The organism is Streptosporangium sp. NPDC048047 (assembly GCF_040653115.1).
GTDB lineage: Bacteria > Actinomycetota > Actinomycetes > Streptosporangiales > Streptosporangiaceae > Streptosporangium.
On the sequence record NZ_JBEZNH010000024.1, the window covers coordinates 1 to 15,504 of the forward strand.

Annotated in this window: 15 protein-coding genes; 13 read left to right on the forward strand and 2 right to left on the reverse strand. The window is 72.8% G+C overall.

Features of this window, described 5'->3' with window-relative positions:
• From AB0D67_RS21135 to AB0D67_RS21155, 5 genes are all read left to right on the forward strand, one after another.
• Positions 1 to 313: hypothetical protein (locus AB0D67_RS21135; protein WP_362938065.1), on the forward strand; the 313-nt coding region annotated here is incomplete at its 5' end.
• Positions 314 to 409: 96 nt separating this feature from the next.
• Complete coding sequence (locus tag AB0D67_RS21140) at positions 410 to 1,087, forward strand: permease prefix domain 1-containing protein (RefSeq protein ID WP_362938068.1); 678 nt, start codon at positions 410 to 412, stop codon at positions 1,085 to 1,087.
• Positions 1,088 to 1,429: 342 nt separating this feature from the next.
• Complete coding sequence (locus AB0D67_RS21145; RefSeq protein ID WP_362938071.1) at positions 1,430 to 2,695, forward strand: extracellular solute-binding protein; 1,266 nt, start codon at positions 1,430 to 1,432, stop codon at positions 2,693 to 2,695.
• Between the two features lie 221 nt (positions 2,696 to 2,916).
• Positions 2,917 to 3,795 carry a sugar ABC transporter permease gene (locus AB0D67_RS21150; protein ID WP_362938074.1) on the forward strand — a complete coding sequence of 293 codons (879 nt, stop codon included), beginning with the start codon at positions 2,917 to 2,919 and terminating at the stop codon, positions 3,793 to 3,795.
• 60 nt (positions 3,796 to 3,855) lie between these two features.
• Positions 3,856 to 4,746 carry a carbohydrate ABC transporter permease gene (locus tag AB0D67_RS21155; protein ID WP_362938077.1) on the forward strand — a complete coding sequence of 297 codons (891 nt, stop codon included), beginning with the start codon at positions 3,856 to 3,858 and terminating at the stop codon, positions 4,744 to 4,746.
• A gap of 193 nt (positions 4,747 to 4,939) precedes the next feature.
• Here AB0D67_RS21155 and AB0D67_RS21160 read toward each other — a convergent pair whose 3' ends face one another.
• Positions 4,940 to 5,269, reverse strand: a complete 330-nt coding sequence (locus tag AB0D67_RS21160; protein WP_362938080.1) for a helix-turn-helix transcriptional regulator — start codon at positions 5,267 to 5,269, stop codon at positions 4,940 to 4,942.
• Between the two features lie 236 nt (positions 5,270 to 5,505).
• Here AB0D67_RS21160 and AB0D67_RS21165 point away from each other — a divergent pair, with 236 nt between their 5' ends.
• From AB0D67_RS21165 to AB0D67_RS21200, 8 genes are all read left to right on the forward strand, one after another.
• Positions 5,506 to 6,690, forward strand: coding sequence for a cytochrome ubiquinol oxidase subunit I (locus AB0D67_RS21165; RefSeq protein WP_362938083.1), 1,185 nt, complete (start codon positions 5,506 to 5,508; stop codon positions 6,688 to 6,690).
• 25 nt (positions 6,691 to 6,715) lie between these two features.
• On the forward strand, positions 6,716 to 7,483 hold the full coding sequence (locus tag AB0D67_RS21170) for a cytochrome d ubiquinol oxidase subunit II (protein ID WP_362938086.1): 768 nt from the start codon (positions 6,716 to 6,718) through the stop codon (positions 7,481 to 7,483).
• A gap of 21 nt (positions 7,484 to 7,504) precedes the next feature.
• Positions 7,505 to 9,301, forward strand: a complete 1,797-nt coding sequence (cydD, locus tag AB0D67_RS21175) for a thiol reductant ABC exporter subunit CydD (protein ID WP_362938089.1) — start codon at positions 7,505 to 7,507, stop codon at positions 9,299 to 9,301.
• Positions 9,298 to 11,091, forward strand: a complete 1,794-nt coding sequence (cydC, locus tag AB0D67_RS21180) for a thiol reductant ABC exporter subunit CydC (RefSeq protein ID WP_362938092.1) — start codon at positions 9,298 to 9,300, stop codon at positions 11,089 to 11,091. Before cydD ends, cydC begins: the two co-directional genes overlap by 4 nt.
• 134 nt (positions 11,092 to 11,225) lie before the next feature.
• A complete protein-coding gene (locus AB0D67_RS21185) occupies positions 11,226 to 11,852 on the forward strand; it encodes a hypothetical protein (protein WP_362938095.1) in 627 nt (208 codons plus the stop codon).
• Positions 11,849 to 12,163: a transcriptional regulator gene (locus tag AB0D67_RS21190; RefSeq protein ID WP_362938098.1), complete on the forward strand. Its 315-nt coding sequence runs from the start codon at positions 11,849 to 11,851 to the stop codon at positions 12,161 to 12,163. Before AB0D67_RS21185 ends, AB0D67_RS21190 begins: the two co-directional genes overlap by 4 nt.
• Positions 12,164 to 12,238: 75 nt before the next feature.
• A complete protein-coding gene (locus AB0D67_RS21195) occupies positions 12,239 to 13,120 on the forward strand; it encodes an ABC transporter ATP-binding protein (RefSeq protein ID WP_362938101.1) in 882 nt (293 codons plus the stop codon).
• A gap of 171 nt (positions 13,121 to 13,291) precedes the next feature.
• On the forward strand, positions 13,292 to 14,032 hold the full coding sequence (locus tag AB0D67_RS21200) for an ABC transporter permease (protein ID WP_362938104.1): 741 nt from the start codon (positions 13,292 to 13,294) through the stop codon (positions 14,030 to 14,032).
• Positions 14,033 to 14,122: 90 nt separating this feature from the next.
• Here the strand turns inward: AB0D67_RS21200 and AB0D67_RS21205 are convergent, their stop codons facing one another.
• Positions 14,123 to 15,451: a trypsin-like peptidase domain-containing protein gene (locus tag AB0D67_RS21205; RefSeq protein ID WP_362938107.1), complete on the reverse strand. Its 1,329-nt coding sequence runs from the start codon at positions 15,449 to 15,451 to the stop codon at positions 14,123 to 14,125.
• Between the last annotated feature and the right edge of the window lie 53 nt (positions 15,452 to 15,504).

Sequence of the window (15,504 nt, forward strand, 5' to 3'; positions counted from 1 at the left end):
GTCGCCGACCCCCACGGCGAGCCGGGCGCGCGGATGTACCGCACCGGCGACCTGGCCGGTCTCCGGCCCCGCCCGCGGGATGGCGGGAATGCGCCACGTCGCCGTCGCGGCGTCCGCGCACTGGCTGCTCGGGCCGCGGTGGGCGCTCGGCGGGAACGGCCCGCGGACGAACCAGATCATGGGATGGCTCGCGCTGGTCACCGCCGTCACGGTCGCGAGCCTGCTGGCCGGCCTGGTGTCGCATACGGCTCACCGGCCCGTCCCCGCACCTCCCCCGGAAAGACATTCCATGACATTCCAGGGTTACCCCTGATGCGCATCCCCGGATATGGGGCCAGGATGGATCATGTACAGCTATGCCGGTCCCCGCCCGGGGACCGCTTTTTCCGAAGACCACGATGGAGTGAGGATGGCGAACGCCGGAGTCATCGACGACTACGTGACCCGGCTCGGCCGCGCCCTCAAGGGCCCGCCCGGCCCCAAGCGGGACATGGTCGCCGAGGCTCGCGACAGCCTGGTCGACACCGCCGAGGCGCTGGAGGACGGCGGTCTGGACCGGGCCGAGGCCGAGCGGGTCGCGGTCGAGGAGTTCGGCGGGATCGACGAGATCGCCCCGGCCTACCAGGAGCGGCTGGCGGTCTCGGCGGGCCGCAGGCTGGCGGCCCTGCTCTTCGTCAGCGTGCCGCTCACCTGCCTCATGTGGGGCGTGATCTGGAAGTTCTTCCCCGGTGACCCGGCCGGCTACGTCTCCAGGCCGGGATGGTTCGGGCCGGTCGCCCGCGCCGTGGATCTCATCCAGGTGCTCGTCGGCGTGGTCGGCGGGCTCGCGCTGTTCGCGCTCGGCCGGGGACTGCGCAGGATCCGCCGGCCGCGGTTCGTCATCAGGTCGCTCGCCATGCTGGTCTGGGTCATGCTGCCGACGGTCGGCGTCCTGTCGCTGGCACTGACGTACGGCTCGCACAACGCGGGCGGCTTCCCCGCCTACGGGACGGCCGCCGCGCTGGTGAGCGACGCGCTGTCGCTCGTACAGCTGTACGGCGCGGTGCGATGCATGAGGGTCACCCGGCGCCGGCTCGCCATCGCCTGACCCCGCGCACCCGTTCACGACCCGCCCGCCCGCACACACGCTCGGCCGGCCACGGCCCGCCCGCGTGCCCGGTCCCGCGCTGACCGCATGCCCGGAGCGCCGGTCGTGTCCGTCCTCGGCTCTCTGCGCCGAACGCTCTCCGCCCTGAGCGCGCCCCGCTCCGAACGCTCCCCGGTATAGACCAGTTGGCATGGCCGTACCGCCTCGTTGTGAATTTGATATTTGCTGGTATAGACCGGCCCCCCGGTTCCGGTTTACCTTGGCGGAGCCGTACACGAGGGGCGCCTGCCCGTTCCTCACTGCCGGTACGGACCAGCCCCCCAATCCCAAGGTGGTAACCGAATGAACAAGAGGATCATCGGCGTGGCCGGCGCCGGCGTGGCCGCCGTGCTGGCCCTGTCGGCCTGCGGCTCGGGCGGCGGCGAGAGCGGCGGCGGGGAGAAGGCGGCCGACGGCTCGGTGACGCTGAAGCTCGTCGCCGCCGACTACGGCGGCGGTCCCAGCGCGCCGGACAGCGGCGACAAGTTCTGGAAGGGCGTCGTCGACGAGTTCCAGGCCGCCAACCCCAAGATCAAGGTCGACGTCCAGGTCATCAACTGGAACGACATCGACAAGCAGGTCGCGACCATGGTGCAGAACGGGCAGGTGCCCGACATCCTGCAGACCGGTGACTACTCCGGCTTCGTCAAGGACGGCCTGCTGTACAAGACCGACGAGATCCTCTCCTCCCAGACGCAGTCCGACCTGCTCGCGAAGTTCGCCGACTACGGCAAGGTGGACGGCACCGCCTACGGCATCCCGTTCGTCTCCTCCGCCCGCGCCCTGTTCTACAACAAGGCCCTCTTCACCAAGGCCGGGATCTCCGAGCCGCCCAAGACCTGGGACGAGCTCAAGGCCGACGCCGAGAAGCTGAAGAAGGCCGGGGTGTCCCAGCCGTTCGGCCTGCCGCTCGGTCAGGAGGAGGCGCAGGCCGAGTCGTTCCTGTGGTTCATGGGCAACGGCGGCGGCTACAAGGACGCCTCCGGCAAGTGGACGGTGAACTCGCCGCAGAACGTCGAGGCGTTCACCTTCCTCAAGGGCATGGTCGACGCCGGTCTCACCACCCCCAACCCCGGCACCAAGGACCGCAAGAAGGTCTGGGAGGACTTCGCCGCGGGCAAGGTCGGCATGGTCAACGGCGGCCCCATGTCCATCCCGATCTTCGAGAAGGGCGGCCTGACCGACTTCGGCGTGGCCCCGATCGCCGGCAAGACCGGTCCGCTGGACACCACCCTCGGCGTCATGGACTGGATCATGGCCTTCAACAAGAACGGCCACAAGGAGGAGATCAAGAAGTTCTTCGACTTCTTCTACTCCTCCTCGGCCGTGCAGAAGATCAGCGACACCTACAAGCTGCTGCCGGTGACCACGTCGGGCATCGAGAAGCTCTCCTCCGACGAGAAGCTCAAGCCGTTCCTCGACGCGCTGCCCAACGCCACCTTCTACCCGTTCACCGACCCCAAGTGGTCCGAGGTGAACACGCAGATGAAGCAGACCGTCGGCAACGCCGTCACCGGTGACCCGGCCCAGGTGCTCGGCGCGGTCCAGAAGGTCGCCGACGCCGGCTGAGTGAGGTCGATGGCTGTGTTCATGGCGGCGCGCAGCGCCGCCATGAACACAGCGAGAGGCGCGTCGGTGCCTGGACTGACGAGCACCGGGAGCGCAGCGACCAGAGCGAGGAGGGAAGGCGCCGACCCCCAGCGCCTCGAGCCGCGGCGCGCAGCGCCGCCATGAACACAGCCGCCATCAAAAAGGCAGGAATTATGCAGCAGACGTCCACCCTGAAACGGGTGATCCGTGCGCTCGGTCCGCTGCCCTGGATCGGCCCGGCGGTGGTGCTGATCGGCGTGGTGGTCGTGTGGCCGGTGGTCACGATGATCCAGTCGTCGCTCCTGAAGATCAGCCGGTTCGGCGTGACCCAGGGTTCCAACGGGCTGGACAACTACACCAAGCTGTTCGACGAGCCCGACTTCGGCGGGGTGATGTTCCGGAGCCTGGTGTGGGTGGTGGCGGTGGTCACCCTCACGGTCCTGATCTCGCTCGCCCTGGCCCAGCTGTTCAACCAGCGCTTCCCCGGCCGCCGCATCGCCCGCTGGGCGATGATCGCGCCCTGGGCCGCGTCGGTGCTGATGACCGCGATCATCTTCAAGTGGATGCTCGACCCCGAGGTCGGCCTGATCAACATGATCCTGCGCGATCTCGGGCTGCTCGACGCGCTGGGCGGCGTGGACGCCGACCCGCTCGGGCGGGCCTCGACGGCGATGCCGTGGCTGGTGGCCGTGGCGGTGTTCGTGTCGCTGCCGTTCACCACCTACGCGCTGCTGGCCGGGCTGGCCACGATTCCGGCCGACGTCTACGAGGCGGCGCGGATGGACGGCGCGTCGCGGTTGCGGACCTACTGGTCGATCACGCTGCCGCTGCTACGGCCGGCGCTGACCGTGGCGACGCTCATCAACGTGATGAACGTCTTCAACAGCTTCCCGATCATCTGGGCGATGACCCACGGCCAGCCGGGCTACTCGACGGCCACGTCCACGATCTTCATGTACATCCTCAAGGGAACCGACATCGGCGAGTCGGCCGCCATGTCCGTGGTGAACTTCGGCATGGTGATCGTCCTGGTGGCGATCTTCCTCAGGGTCAGCAAGTGGAAGACCGAGGTGTCCTGACATGTCCGCCATCGAGGCCGCACATCCGGCGGCGGGGGCTCCGCGTTCCAGGGAGATTCGATGACCGCCACCGAGACCGCGCGCCCGGCGGCGGGCACGACCGCCCGCCGTACCGCGCCCCCGGCCCCCGCACGACGGCTTCCGAGGATCAGGACGGTGCTCGTCGCGGCGACGGCGTACCTGGTCGCGTTCATATTCCTCTTCCCCTACCTGGAGATGGTGCTCACGGCGCTGCGGCCGCAGGAGGAGCTGCTCAAGGCGTCCTACCTGCCGACCGTCTTCGCCTGGGAGAACTTCACCGCCTTCTGGTCCGGCGGGCTGGCGGGCAACCTGCTGGTCACGCTGCAGGTCGCCGCGGGCTCGACGGTCCTGGTGCTGCTGGTGGCGCTGCCCGCGGCCTACTACACCGCCCGGCACGCCTTCCGGGGCCGCACGGCGTTCCTGGTGCTGGTGCTGATCACCCAGATGTTCCAGCCGACCGCGCTGCTGGTCGGCATCTACCGGGAGTTCTTCCAGTTCGGCATGGTCGACTCGATCTGGTCGCTGATCCTGGTCAACGGGGGCTTCAACCTCGCCTTCGCGGTGTGGATCCTCAACGCCTACTTCTCGTCGATCCCGCGTGAGCTGGAGGAGGCGGCGTTCATCGACGGCAACGGCCGGTTCGGCGCGCTGTTCCGGGTCACGCTGCCGCTCGCGGCGCCCGGCGTGGTCACCGCGCTGATCTTCACGTTCATCGCCGCCTGGAACGAGTTCGTGGTCGCCCTGACACTGACCACCACGCCGGAGCGGCAGCCGCTGACCGTGGCGCTCAACTCGTTCATCGGCCAGTACGAGGTGGACTGGCAGAACCTGTTCGCCGGATCGGTGATCGCGACGATCCCGGTCATCATCCTGTTCGCGCTGATCGAGCGGAAGGTGGTGGGCGGTCTCACGGCCGGGTCCATCAAGTGACGCCGTCCTGACGCCGGGACACCGCGCGGCCCGCACTCCTCGATGAAAGGGGGGTGCGGGCCGCGCCGTGTTCCGGCCGGCGACGTGCCCGCGCACCCCCGACGGCCGTACGGCTCACACCCTGACACCCCGGCGCGCCGTACCGGTTCCGCGGCTCCACGCTCCGGGAGCGGACGGGGCGGCGCGCGGCGGGTCAGCGGGTGGTGCGAGGTTCCAGGACGCTGCCGATGGCTCCGGTGAACTCGCGCCAGGCGGAGCGCTCCCCGGCCAGGGCGGTGCGGCCGGAGGAGGTCAGCCGGTAGGTGCGCCGTTTGCGCCCGCCCACCACGGCCCATTCGCTGGCGAGGTATCCCGCCTGCTCCAGGCGGCGCAGCGCCGGGTAGACGGTACCGGTCGGCACGCTCAGCGCGCCCCCGCTGCGCTCCTGGAGCGCCTCGATGATCGCGTAACCGTGCAGGGGCTCGTTCTCCAGCACCGACAGCAGCAGGGCGTCCATGTGCCCGCGGAGCGCGTCGGTGTTCACACCGCCTCCCCGGTCGTCTCCCCTGTCGTCTCCGCGGTGGGACGCGCGGGACTGGCGGGACGGCCGGAGGACGCGGGATGCGAGGGAGGCACGGCCCTCGCGCCGTCGCTCTTGTCGGCTCGCTCACTCACCCTCATCACCCTACCTCTCGAATAGGCATCCTACATGTAGGCGTTCTACATGTAGAGTGCCTATAGGTAGACAGACACAACAAGAGATGTGACGGAGGTGAGATCGTGGACGTGCTCGACCTGGCCCGGACCCAGTTCGCCGTGACGGGAAGCCTGCACTTCCTGTTCGTCGTGCTGACCCTCGGCCTGGCCCCCCTGGTCGCGATCACGCACACGCGGTACGCGCTGACCGGCAGGCCGCTCCACGAACGCCGGACCCGGTTCTGGGGCCAGATCTACGTGATCAACTACGCCCTGGGGATCTTCACCGGGCTGGTGATGGAGTTCCAGTTCGGCCTGAGCTGGAGCGGCCTGTCGCACTACGCGGGCGACGTCTTCGGCGCGCCACTGGCCATCGAGACGCTCGGCGCGTTCTTCCTGGAGTCCACGTTCCTCGGCCTGTGGATCTTCGGCTGGCACCGGCTGCCGAAGTGGCTCCACGTGGCCTGCATCTGGCTGGTGACGCTGACCGCCTACGCCTCCGCGCTGTGGATCATGGCGGCCAACTCGTTCCTGCAGAACCCGGCCGGCGCCGTGGAGCGGGGCGGCCGGCTGGTGCTGACCGACTTCGGGGCGCTGCTGACCAACCCGGCGCTGGCCATGTCCCTGCCCCACGTCATCGGCGCGTCCCTGTGGACCGGTGGCTTCGTGGTGATGGGCGCCAGCGCCTACCACCTGTACCGGCGCGACGGCGACCGGGAGTTCTTCACCGGTCCGCTCCGGCTCGGCGTGATCGTCGCGTCCGTCGGCTCGCTGATCACGGTCGGGTTCGGCTACGCCCAGTTCGGCATGCTCGGTCAGTACCAGCCGGGCAAGTTCAGCGCCGAGCCGCTGGCCGGGACCGGGCTCGGCCTGATGATCCTCATCGGCCAGACGCTCCAGCTCCTGCTCGCGTTCGTGCTGCTGCCCGCCGTGTACTGGCTGCCGCGCTGGCGGTGGGCGCAGCCCCTGCTGATGATGATGACCCCGCTGCCGTTCGTCGCCGCGATCTGCGGCTGGCTGGCCCGTGAGGTCGGCCGTCAGCCCTGGCTGATCAACAAGAAGCTGACCGTCGCGGACGCCATGTCCCCGGGCCTCACCTCCGGCATGGTCACCGCCTCGCTCATCGGGTTCGCCGGCGTGCTGGGCCTGCTGGCCGTCGCCGACTACCTCCTGATCGCCCGCGCCGTACGGCGCGGCCCCTCCTCCGTCGCCCTCGGCTCCCCCGGCCCGGCCGATCCGGCCGAGCGCGAGCCCGCGCTGAGCCTCTGACCCCCTCCGACCCCCGGGAAGGCACATGGACATCCTCTGGCTGGGCGTGCTCGCCCTGCTGCTGATCGGTTACTTCGCCCTGGAAGGCTTCGACATCGGCCTGGGGCTGCTGCTGCCCGTGCTGGGCCGTACCCCCCGGGACCGCGACCGGATCGTCGCCGCCATGGCGCCGTTCGTGCTGGCGAACGAGGTGTGGCTGGTGGCGGTGGCGGGCGTGCTGTTCGGCGCCTTCCCCGCGGCCGAGGGGGAGGCCCTGTTCGGCCTCTACCCGCTGGTCGTCTCCCTGCTCCTTTCATGGATCGTGCGCGACGCCGGCCTGTGGTTCCGCCGCCGCCTCGACGGCCCGGCCTGGCGGGCGGCCTGGGACTGGGCGATCTTCGCCGGCTCGGCGGGCCTGGCGCTGAGCTGGGGCATGGCGCTGGCGGCGATGGCCGGCGGCCTGTCCGGGCCCGCGATCGGGCTGCCGGGCATCGGCGCCGGGCTGCTGGTGGCCGCGGCGTTCGCCTTCCACGGCTGGACGTTCGCCTCCTGGCGCCTGCCGGACGGCCCCACCGGGGCGCGCCGTACCGGGACGGCGCTGCTGGTGTCGGCGTGCGTGGCCGCCGCGCCGGCCGCGGCGGTGGCCGCGGCCGCCGCCCCGTGGCTGCTGGAGCGCGTCGCGTCGGCGGAGACGCTGGGTGTGCTCAGTGTCATAATCCTGCCGTTCACGCCCCTGATGGTCGGTGCGCAAGTATGGGTGTGGCGCGCCTTCGGTCCCCGGAGCGCCGCCGACCGGATGCCGTCGTTCTTCTAGCGTCGCTCTTCTAAGGTTCGCATGCACAAGGATCTCCTACGGCTGGCGCGTGGCGAGCGCGCCGTCCGCGGGCACCTGGCCCTCTGCCTGGCCGCGGCGGTCCTCGCCGGATCGCTCGTCCTCGTCCAGGCGGAACTGCTCGCCGGGGTGCTGTCCGGGCGGTTCGCCACCTCCGCGCTGGGGCTGCTGGCGCTGGTCGTCGCGGTCCGCGCGGCGCTCGGCCTGCTGCAGGGCGTGGCGGCCGGGCGCACCGTGGCGGGGGTGAAGACCACGCTGCGCCTCCGGCTGCTGGGCAGGCTGCGGGACATGGGCCCGGCACGGCTGGCCGCGCACCGCTCCGGCGAGCTGGTCACGCTCGCCGGGCGGGGGCTGGACGCCCTCGACCCCTACCTGACGGGATACCTCCCGGCGGTCGCGGTGGCCGGCGTGGTGCCGATCGCCGTGCTGGTCCGGCTGTTCGCCGCCGACCTGACCAGCGCGCTGATCGTGCTGGTCACGCTGCCGCTCATCCCGGTCTTCGGCGCGCTGGTCGGCATGCACACCAAGGCCGTCACCGAGCGGCAGTGGCGGGCCCTCGCCCGGCTCGGCGGCCACTTCCTGGACGTGGTCCGGGGCCTGCCCACGCTGCGGGCCTTCGGCCGCGCCCGCTACCAGGCCGAGGTCATCGCGAAGGTGGCCGACGCCCACCGCGCCGCGACGATGCGCACCCTGCGGGTGGCGTTCCTGTCGTCGCTGGTGCTGGAGCTGGCGGCGTCGCTGTCGCTGGCGCTGGTCGCCGTGCCGGTGGGCCTGCGGCTGCTGTCGGGGTCGCTGGACCTCTCGGCCGCGCTGCTGGTGCTGCTGCTGGCGCCGGAGGCGTACCTGCCGCTGCGCGTCATGGGCAACAAGTTCCACGCGGCCATGGAGGGGGTCGCCGCGGCCGACGAGGCGTTCGCCGTACTGGACGAGCGGGCCGGCCCCCCGGCGGCAGGCGCGACCTCCGGGGACGGCGCGGCGGGTACGGTGACCGGTGCGGCGCCGGAGATCCGGCTGGAGAACGTCACCGTGCGCTACCCGGGCCGCGAGGACGCGGCGCTGGAGGACGTCTCGCTGGTGATCGCGCCCGGCGAGCGGGTCGCGCTGGTCGGCGAGAGCGGCGCGGGCAAGAGCACGCTGCTGCACCTGCTGCTCGGTTTCGTCGCCCCCGCCTCGGGCCGGGTCCTCGTGGACGGCGTGGAACTCGGCGGGCCCCGCGAGCCCCGGTCCGGCGAGGTCGCGGAGACCCCGGAGCCCACGGAGCCCGGGAACCACGCGGAGCCCGGGAACCACGCGGAGCCCGGGAACCACGCGGAGCTCGCGGAGCTCGCGGAGCTCGACGCCTGGCGGGCCCGGCTGGCGTTCGTGCCGCAGCGGCCGCACCTGTTCGCCGCGTCCGTGGCCGACAACATCCGGCTCGGCGCCCCCGGCGCGACGGACGCCGAGGTCCGGGACGCGGCGCGCGCCGCGCACGCCGACGAGTTCGTCACCGCGCTGCCCGAGGGCTACGACACCGTGCTGGGCGAGCGCGGGGCGAACCTGTCGGCCGGGCAGCGGCAGCGGGTCGCGCTCGCCCGGGCGTTCTGCCGCCCGTCGGCCGGCCTGCTGCTGCTCGACGAGCCGACGGCCCGGCTCGACGGCCGTAGCGAGGCCGCCGTGGTGGCCGCGACCCGGGAGCTGACCGGGGGCCGTACCGCGGTGATCGTGGCGCACCGGCCCGCGATGATCGACATCGCCGACCGGGTGATCAGGATCGCCGACGGGCGCGTGGTGGCCGCCGTCCCGGCCGGGGAGGCTCGATGAGCCGGCGGGACGAGGAGCGGGAGGACACGGCGGTGGGCCAGGACGACACGGGCCTGGAAGGCACGGCCGCCACGGTGAGGGCTGAGGATGCTCCCATCCGGACGAAAGCGCCGGTACGGCCCGGCAGGCGGCTGGCCCTGGCCGCGGTGGCCGGAGCGGCGGCGGAGCTCGCCGGGCTCGGGCTGATCGGCTCGGCGGCGTGGCTGATCACCCGGGCGGCCGAGCAGCCCCCGCTGGCCGCGCTGAGCGTGGCGATCGTGGGGGTGCGGGCGTTCGCGACCACCAGGGGCGTCCTGCGCTACGGCGAGCGCCTGGCCGGGCACGACGTGGCGCTGCGCGCCCAGGCCACGACCCGGGAGCGGCTGTACGAGGCGCTCATCCCCGCCGGGTTGCCGGGGCGGCGCGGTGCCGACCTGCTCAGCCGGATGGTGGACGACACCGACGCCGCCCAGGATCTGCTGGTGCGCGTCCTGCTCCCGGCGGCGGCGGCGCTGGTGACCGCGGTCGCCGCCGTGGTGCTCGCCGCGTTCCTGCTCCCGGCGGCGGCCCTCGCGCTGCTGGCCGGGCTGGCGGTGGCCGGGGCGCTGATCCCGGTCGGCACCGCCGCCGCGGCCCGCCGCTGGGCGGCGCGGATCGCCCCGGCCCGCGCCGACCTGGCGGCCCGGGTCGCCGACCTGGTGCACGGCTCGGCCGACCTCGCGGCCTACGGCGCCGGGGACCGGGCGCTGGCGGCCTGCGCCGAGGCCGACGCCCGCCTGGCCCGGCTGGAACGCCGCCAGGCGCGGGGGAACGCGCTGGCCACCGGCGCGGGCGTGCTCGCCCAGGGCCTCACCGTCCTGGCCGTCGTGCTGGTCGCCCGGGGCGCCGGGACGGGCCCGGTCGCCACGGCGGTGCTCGCGCTGACCGCGCTGGTGGCGTTCGAGCCGGTGCTGCCGATGGCCGCGGCCGGGGAACGGCTGACCGGGGTGCTGGCCGCCCTGCGCCGCCTGCGGGAGATCCGCGTGACCCCGCCGGCCGTCGCCGAGCCGTCCAGGCCCCTGCCCGTACCGGCGGGCCCGCCGTCCGTCGAGGTCTCCGGCCTGGTGGTCCGGCACGGCGACGGCCGCGCCCCCGCGCTCGACGGCGTCAGCCTGACCCTGACCCCCGGCAGGCGCGTCGCCCTGGTCGGCCCCAGCGGGGCCGGCAAGAGCACGCTGCTTTCGGCGCTGATGCGCCTGGTGGAGCCGGAGTCCGGAGTGATCCGGCTGAACGGCGCCGACATCCGCGAACTGGCCTCCGACGACGTCCGCGCGGTGATGACGGGCCTGACCCAGGACCCGTACGTGTTCCGGGCGTCGCTGCGCGACAACCTGCTGCTGGCCGGCCCCGAGGCCGGCCCGGAGGAACTGGCGGAGGCGGTACGGCGGGCCCGCCTGGAGACGTGGGTGGAGCGGACCGGCTGGGACACCGTGCTCGGCGAGGACGCCCGGACGGTGTCCGGCGGGCAGCTCCAGCGGCTGGCACTGGCGCGGGCCCTGCTGCACGACCCGCCGGTGCTGCTGCTGGACGAGCCCGCCGAGGCGCTGGACACCGAGACGGCCGAGGCTCTCATGGCCGACCTGCTGGACGCCACGCGGGGCCGTACGACGCTGCTGGTCACGCACCGCCTGCACGGCCTGGAGCAGGTCGACGAGATCGTCGTCCTGGAGAACGGCAGGGTGACGCAGCGCGGCACCCACGACGAGCTGGTGGGCGCTCCCGGCTACTACGGCGACCTGTGGCGGTCGGAGGAGATGATCTCCCGCCGCTGAGGCACCCCGCCGGACCTCTTCCGCGAGATTTCTCCGCCGAATCCCGCTGAGGGGTTGAGTTGGCGGCGCAAGCAGGTTTACAGTTCAAACCAGAGGGTTTGCAACGCAAACTTGTTTACCGCCGAAGGAACACCGTGGACGACGACGAGCGGGTGCTGAGCCCGCAGGAGATGCTCCGGCTCATCGAGCAGCAGGAGACGGCCGCCGCCGAGCGGTTCACCCCGAACCCGGTGCCGCACTTCCTGGCCTGGGGAGTGGCCTGGCTGGCCGGGTTCGGCGCGCTCTTCCTGAGCTACGGCCTGTCCGGCAGGCCGTACGCGCCGGTACCGATCTGGACGGCCCTGGTGGTCCTTTGGGTGCTCACAGTCGCCGCTCTGGTGATCAGCGCGGCGACCATGTGGCAGCTGCGCAGCCCGGTGCGCGGGGCGTCCCAGGAACGCGGCACCAGGTACGGCATGGCCTGGGGCCTGGGCTTCCTCGGCGTGTGGACGGTGGGCATCCGGTTCGGCCAGCTGCTTCCCCCGGCCGAGACCGGCCTGCTGTGGGCGGGCCTGTCGATGATGACGGTCGCCATGCTCTACGTGGCGGGCGGCGCCGTCTGGAACGACCGGACGATGTACCTCTTCGGGGCCGGCCTGGCCGTGCTCAACGCGGCCGGCGTGATGGCCGGCCCCGGCTGGCACTCGCTGCTGATGGCGGCGGGCGGCGGGGGCGGGTCGATCGTGGCCGGACTGCTGCTGCGCAGGGCGAGACACCGGTGACCCCCGGCCTCGACCCGGTGATCCACGCGCCGGCCCGGCTGCGGGTGGTCGCCACGCTCAACGCCCTCCGCGAGGGCGACACCGTCACCTTCCCCGGCCTGCGCGACCTCCTCGACATGACGGCCGGCAACCTCTCGGTGCACCTCGGCAAGCTGGAGGACGCCGGGTACGTCGAGATCACCAAGACCCACCGGGGCCGCACCCCCGTCACCTACGTCGCCCTCACCCGGCGGGGCCGGCTGGCCTTCGAGGACTACACCGCCGAGATCCGCTCGCTGCTCGACGCCGCGACACCGCCCACCGACGGCTGACGGCTGACGGCCGGCAACCGACGTCGGCGGTCGGCCCGCCTCCCCAACGACCCCGCACGACACGAAAGGCCCCACATGGAGACGCTGGCACGCGCCATCGAGGTCACCCGCCGTTACGGCAGCGTGACAGCCCTGGACGGGGTGTCGCTCGACATCCACCGGGGTGAGCTGGTCGGCCTGCTCGGCCCCAACGGAGCGGGCAAGTCCACCCTGATCAACCTCTTCGCCGGGCTGCGCAGGCCCCACTCGGGCCGGGTCGAACTGTTCGGCGGCTCCCCCGCCGACCCCGTACGGCGCCGCGACATCGGCGTCACCCCGCAGGAGACCGGCCTGCCGTCGACCCTGCGGGTCCGCGAGGTGGTCGACTTCGTCACCGCCCACTACCCCCGCGGCGCCGCCCGCGGGGAACTGCTGGAGCGGTTCGGGCTGACCGGGATGGAGCGCCGGCAGATCGGCGGGCTGTCGGGCGGGCAGAAGCGGCGGCTCGCGGTGGCGCTGGCCTTCGCCGGGGACCCTCGGCTGGTCTTCCTCGACGAGCCGACCACCGGCCTGGACGTCGAGGCCCGCCGGGCGCTGTGGGACGCCGTCCGGGACTTCCACGCCGGAGGGGGCACCGTGGTGCTCACCAGCCACTACCTGGAGGAGGTCGAGGCGCTGGCCGAGCGGGTCGTGGTGGTCGACCGGGGCAGGGTCCTGGCCGACGACACCGTGGCGGCGATCCGGGGCATCGCCGGGATGCGCCGCGTCACACTCACCGCCGGGGAGCTGCCCGACCTGCCCGGCGTCGTGCGCGCCGAGCGGGACGGCTCCCGTGTCCTGCTGCTCACCGCCGACGCCGACGCGCTGGTCCGGGCCCTGGTCCGGGCCGACGTCCCCTTCTCCGGCCTGGAGATCACCTCCACCTCCCTGGAAGAGGCGTTCCTGACCATCACCGCCCGCGAACCCCAGGCGGCCTGAACCCCGGTCGCGGGCCCCGGTCGCGTCGCGGCCGTCCGCTCCCCGCCGCGTCGCCCCCAGGTCCACGCCGCCCTGTCCGGCGGCTCCGCGCCCCGCACCGCTTCTCCTCTCCCCGGCTCTCATGCTTCCGGGAATCCCCGGTTCCCACGCTCCCGAGAAAGGGACGCCCCCATGTCGTCGCTCCTCCTGACCCACACCAAGTACCGGTTCCTGGAGACCATCCGGGTGCCGATCGCGGTGGTCGGCAACACCTTCTTCCCCTCGGCCTCGATGCTGTTCTTCGTCGTCCCGTTCACCGGGGAGGACCCGCTCCTGGCCACCCTCGCGACCGGGTCGATGATGACGTTCTCGGTGATGTCCACCGCCCTGTTCACGCACGGCCTCGGGGTCGCCGACGACCGCGCCCAGCCGTGGGACCCGTACATGCGCACCCTGCCGGCGGGCCCGTGGCCGAGGTTCGGGTCCAACATCCTCAACGGGTTGATCATGACCCTGCTCGGCATCCTGCCGGTGCTCGTCATCGCGGCCACGCTCACCGAGGCGACCGTGACCCCGTCGCAGCTGCTGCTCGGCCTGGGCGCGCTGCTCGTCGCGTCGGTCCCGTTCACCCTGATCGGGCTGTTCGTCGGCTATCTGCTGCCGGCCAAGGCGGCGATCGCGGTCGTCCAGCTCGTGCTGCTGCCGATGGCGGTGGGCGGCGGCCTGCTGATGAGCCCGACGGACCCGCCCGCGTTCATCGCCGCCGTCGCCCCCTACCTGCCCACCCGGGGCGGGGCCGAGCTGGTCTGGGCGGCGATCGGCGGGCCCGCGCCCCGGATGCTTCCGCTGGTCATGCTGGCGGTGTGGACCGTGGTGGCCGGGGCGCTGGCCGTCTGGGCCTACCGCCGCGACGAGGGCCGCCGCTTCTCCTGAGGCGGCCGCGCCCGCGGGGCCGGGCCGTACGGCGGCGCGTGCCACCGGGCGGTCCGGCCGGGCGTACGGCGGGCCGGGCGCGTCGGGTCGTCAGGAGGTGGTGGTCTTCTCCTCCAGGGTCACCCGGACGTTCTGCTCGCGGCCGTCGCGGACGTAGGTGAGCGACACCTCCTGGCCCGGCTTGAGGCCGCGCACCGCGCCGACCACCGTGTCGGGGCCGTCGACCGCGGTGCTGCCGATCTTCGTGATGACGTCGCCCTGCTTGATCCCGGCCTTCTCCGCGGGGCTGTCCGCGGTGACCTGGGCGACGAGGGCGCCGGACGCGTCACCGGTGGCCTGGGCGAGGTTCACGCCGAGGAACGCGTGGGAGACCTTGCCGCTCTTGATGAGCTGGTCGGCCACCTGCTTGGCCGTGTTGATCGGGATGGCGAAGCCGACGCCGATGTTGCCCTCGCCGCCGTTGGTGGCGATGGCCGAGTTGACGCCGACGACCTGGCCGCGCGTGTCGACCAGCGCGCCGCCGGAGTTGCCGGGGTTGATCGCCGCGTCGGTCTGGATCGCGTGGCCGATCGTGGTGGGCCCGCTCGCGGACTGCTGCTGTTGCTGCCCGCCGCCCCAGCCGCCGCCCCAGCCGGGCGGGAGCTGCGGCTGCTGCTGCTGGCCGCCGACGGTCACCGTACGGTCCAGGGCGCTGACGATGCCCGCGGTGACCGAGCCGGACAGGCCCAGCGGGCTGCCGACGGCGAGCACGGAGTCGCCCACCTTGAGCTTGTCGCTGTCGCCGAGCGACGCGGCGGTGAGGCCGGAGACGTCGTTCGCCTTGATCACCGCCAGGTCGGTGGCCGGGTCGGTGCCGACGACCCGCGCGGTGGCGGTCTTGCCGTCGCTGAACTTGACGGTCACCTCGCCGCCCTGCCCGCCGGCCTCGACCACGTGGTTGTTGGTCAGGATCATGCCGTCCGCCGTCAGCACCACGCCCGACCCCTCGCCGCTGCCTCCGGAGGTCTTGACCTGGATGGACACCACCGACGGCTGGACCGCCGCGGCGACGTCGGCGACCGTGGTCACGTTGCCGACCGGGGCGGCCAGCGGCGCCGACACCGCGGCCGACACCGCGGTGGGACCGTCGTCGAACGAGGCCGTGGCGACGGAGCCGACCACGCCGCCTCCGACGGCCGCCACGGCCAGCGCCAGTCCCGCGCCGATCTTCTGTGCGGCGGTGAGCCGCGTCCGCTGGGCGGGGACGGCTCCGGGCGCCGGGGCGGTGAGCGTCTCCGGCATCGGGTGGATCATCGTCGGCTGCGGGCCTTCGGCCCTGGAGGCGGCGAAGCCTCCCGCTCGCGGCGGCACCTTGCCGAACTGGCTCCAGCCGGTCACATCGGCCGGGGTGGTGTCCTGCCCATCCTTGTTCGGTTCCATGTCCTGCTCCCCAACTCCTCGCGTCCGCCCGTGCCGAGCCGAGGCGGCGACCG

What these genes read in the sequence shown, in the direction of transcription:
- AB0D67_RS21145 (WP_362938071.1), top strand. Translation starts at nt 1,430, where the DNA reads ATGAACAAGAGGATCATCGGCGTGGCCGGCGCCGGCGTGGCCGCCGTG.
- AB0D67_RS21195 (WP_362938101.1), top strand. Translation starts at nt 12,239, where the DNA reads ATGGAGACGCTGGCACGCGCCATCGAGGTCACCCGCCGTTACGGCAGC.
- cydD (WP_362938089.1), top strand. Translation starts at nt 7,505, where the DNA reads ATGCACAAGGATCTCCTACGGCTGGCGCGTGGCGAGCGCGCCGTCCGC.
- AB0D67_RS21200 (WP_362938104.1), top strand. Translation starts at nt 13,292, where the DNA reads ATGTCGTCGCTCCTCCTGACCCACACCAAGTACCGGTTCCTGGAGACC.
- AB0D67_RS21155 (WP_362938077.1), top strand. Translation starts at nt 3,856, where the DNA reads ATGACCGCCACCGAGACCGCGCGCCCGGCGGCGGGCACGACCGCCCGC.
- AB0D67_RS21140 (WP_362938068.1), top strand. Translation starts at nt 410, where the DNA reads ATGGCGAACGCCGGAGTCATCGACGACTACGTGACCCGGCTCGGCCGC.
- cydC (WP_362938092.1), top strand. Translation starts at nt 9,298, where the DNA reads ATGAGCCGGCGGGACGAGGAGCGGGAGGACACGGCGGTGGGCCAGGAC.
- AB0D67_RS21205 (WP_362938107.1), bottom strand. Translation starts at nt 15,451, where the DNA reads ATGGAACCGAACAAGGATGGGCAGGACACCACCCCGGCCGATGTGACC.
- AB0D67_RS21170 (WP_362938086.1), top strand. Translation starts at nt 6,716, where the DNA reads ATGGACATCCTCTGGCTGGGCGTGCTCGCCCTGCTGCTGATCGGTTAC.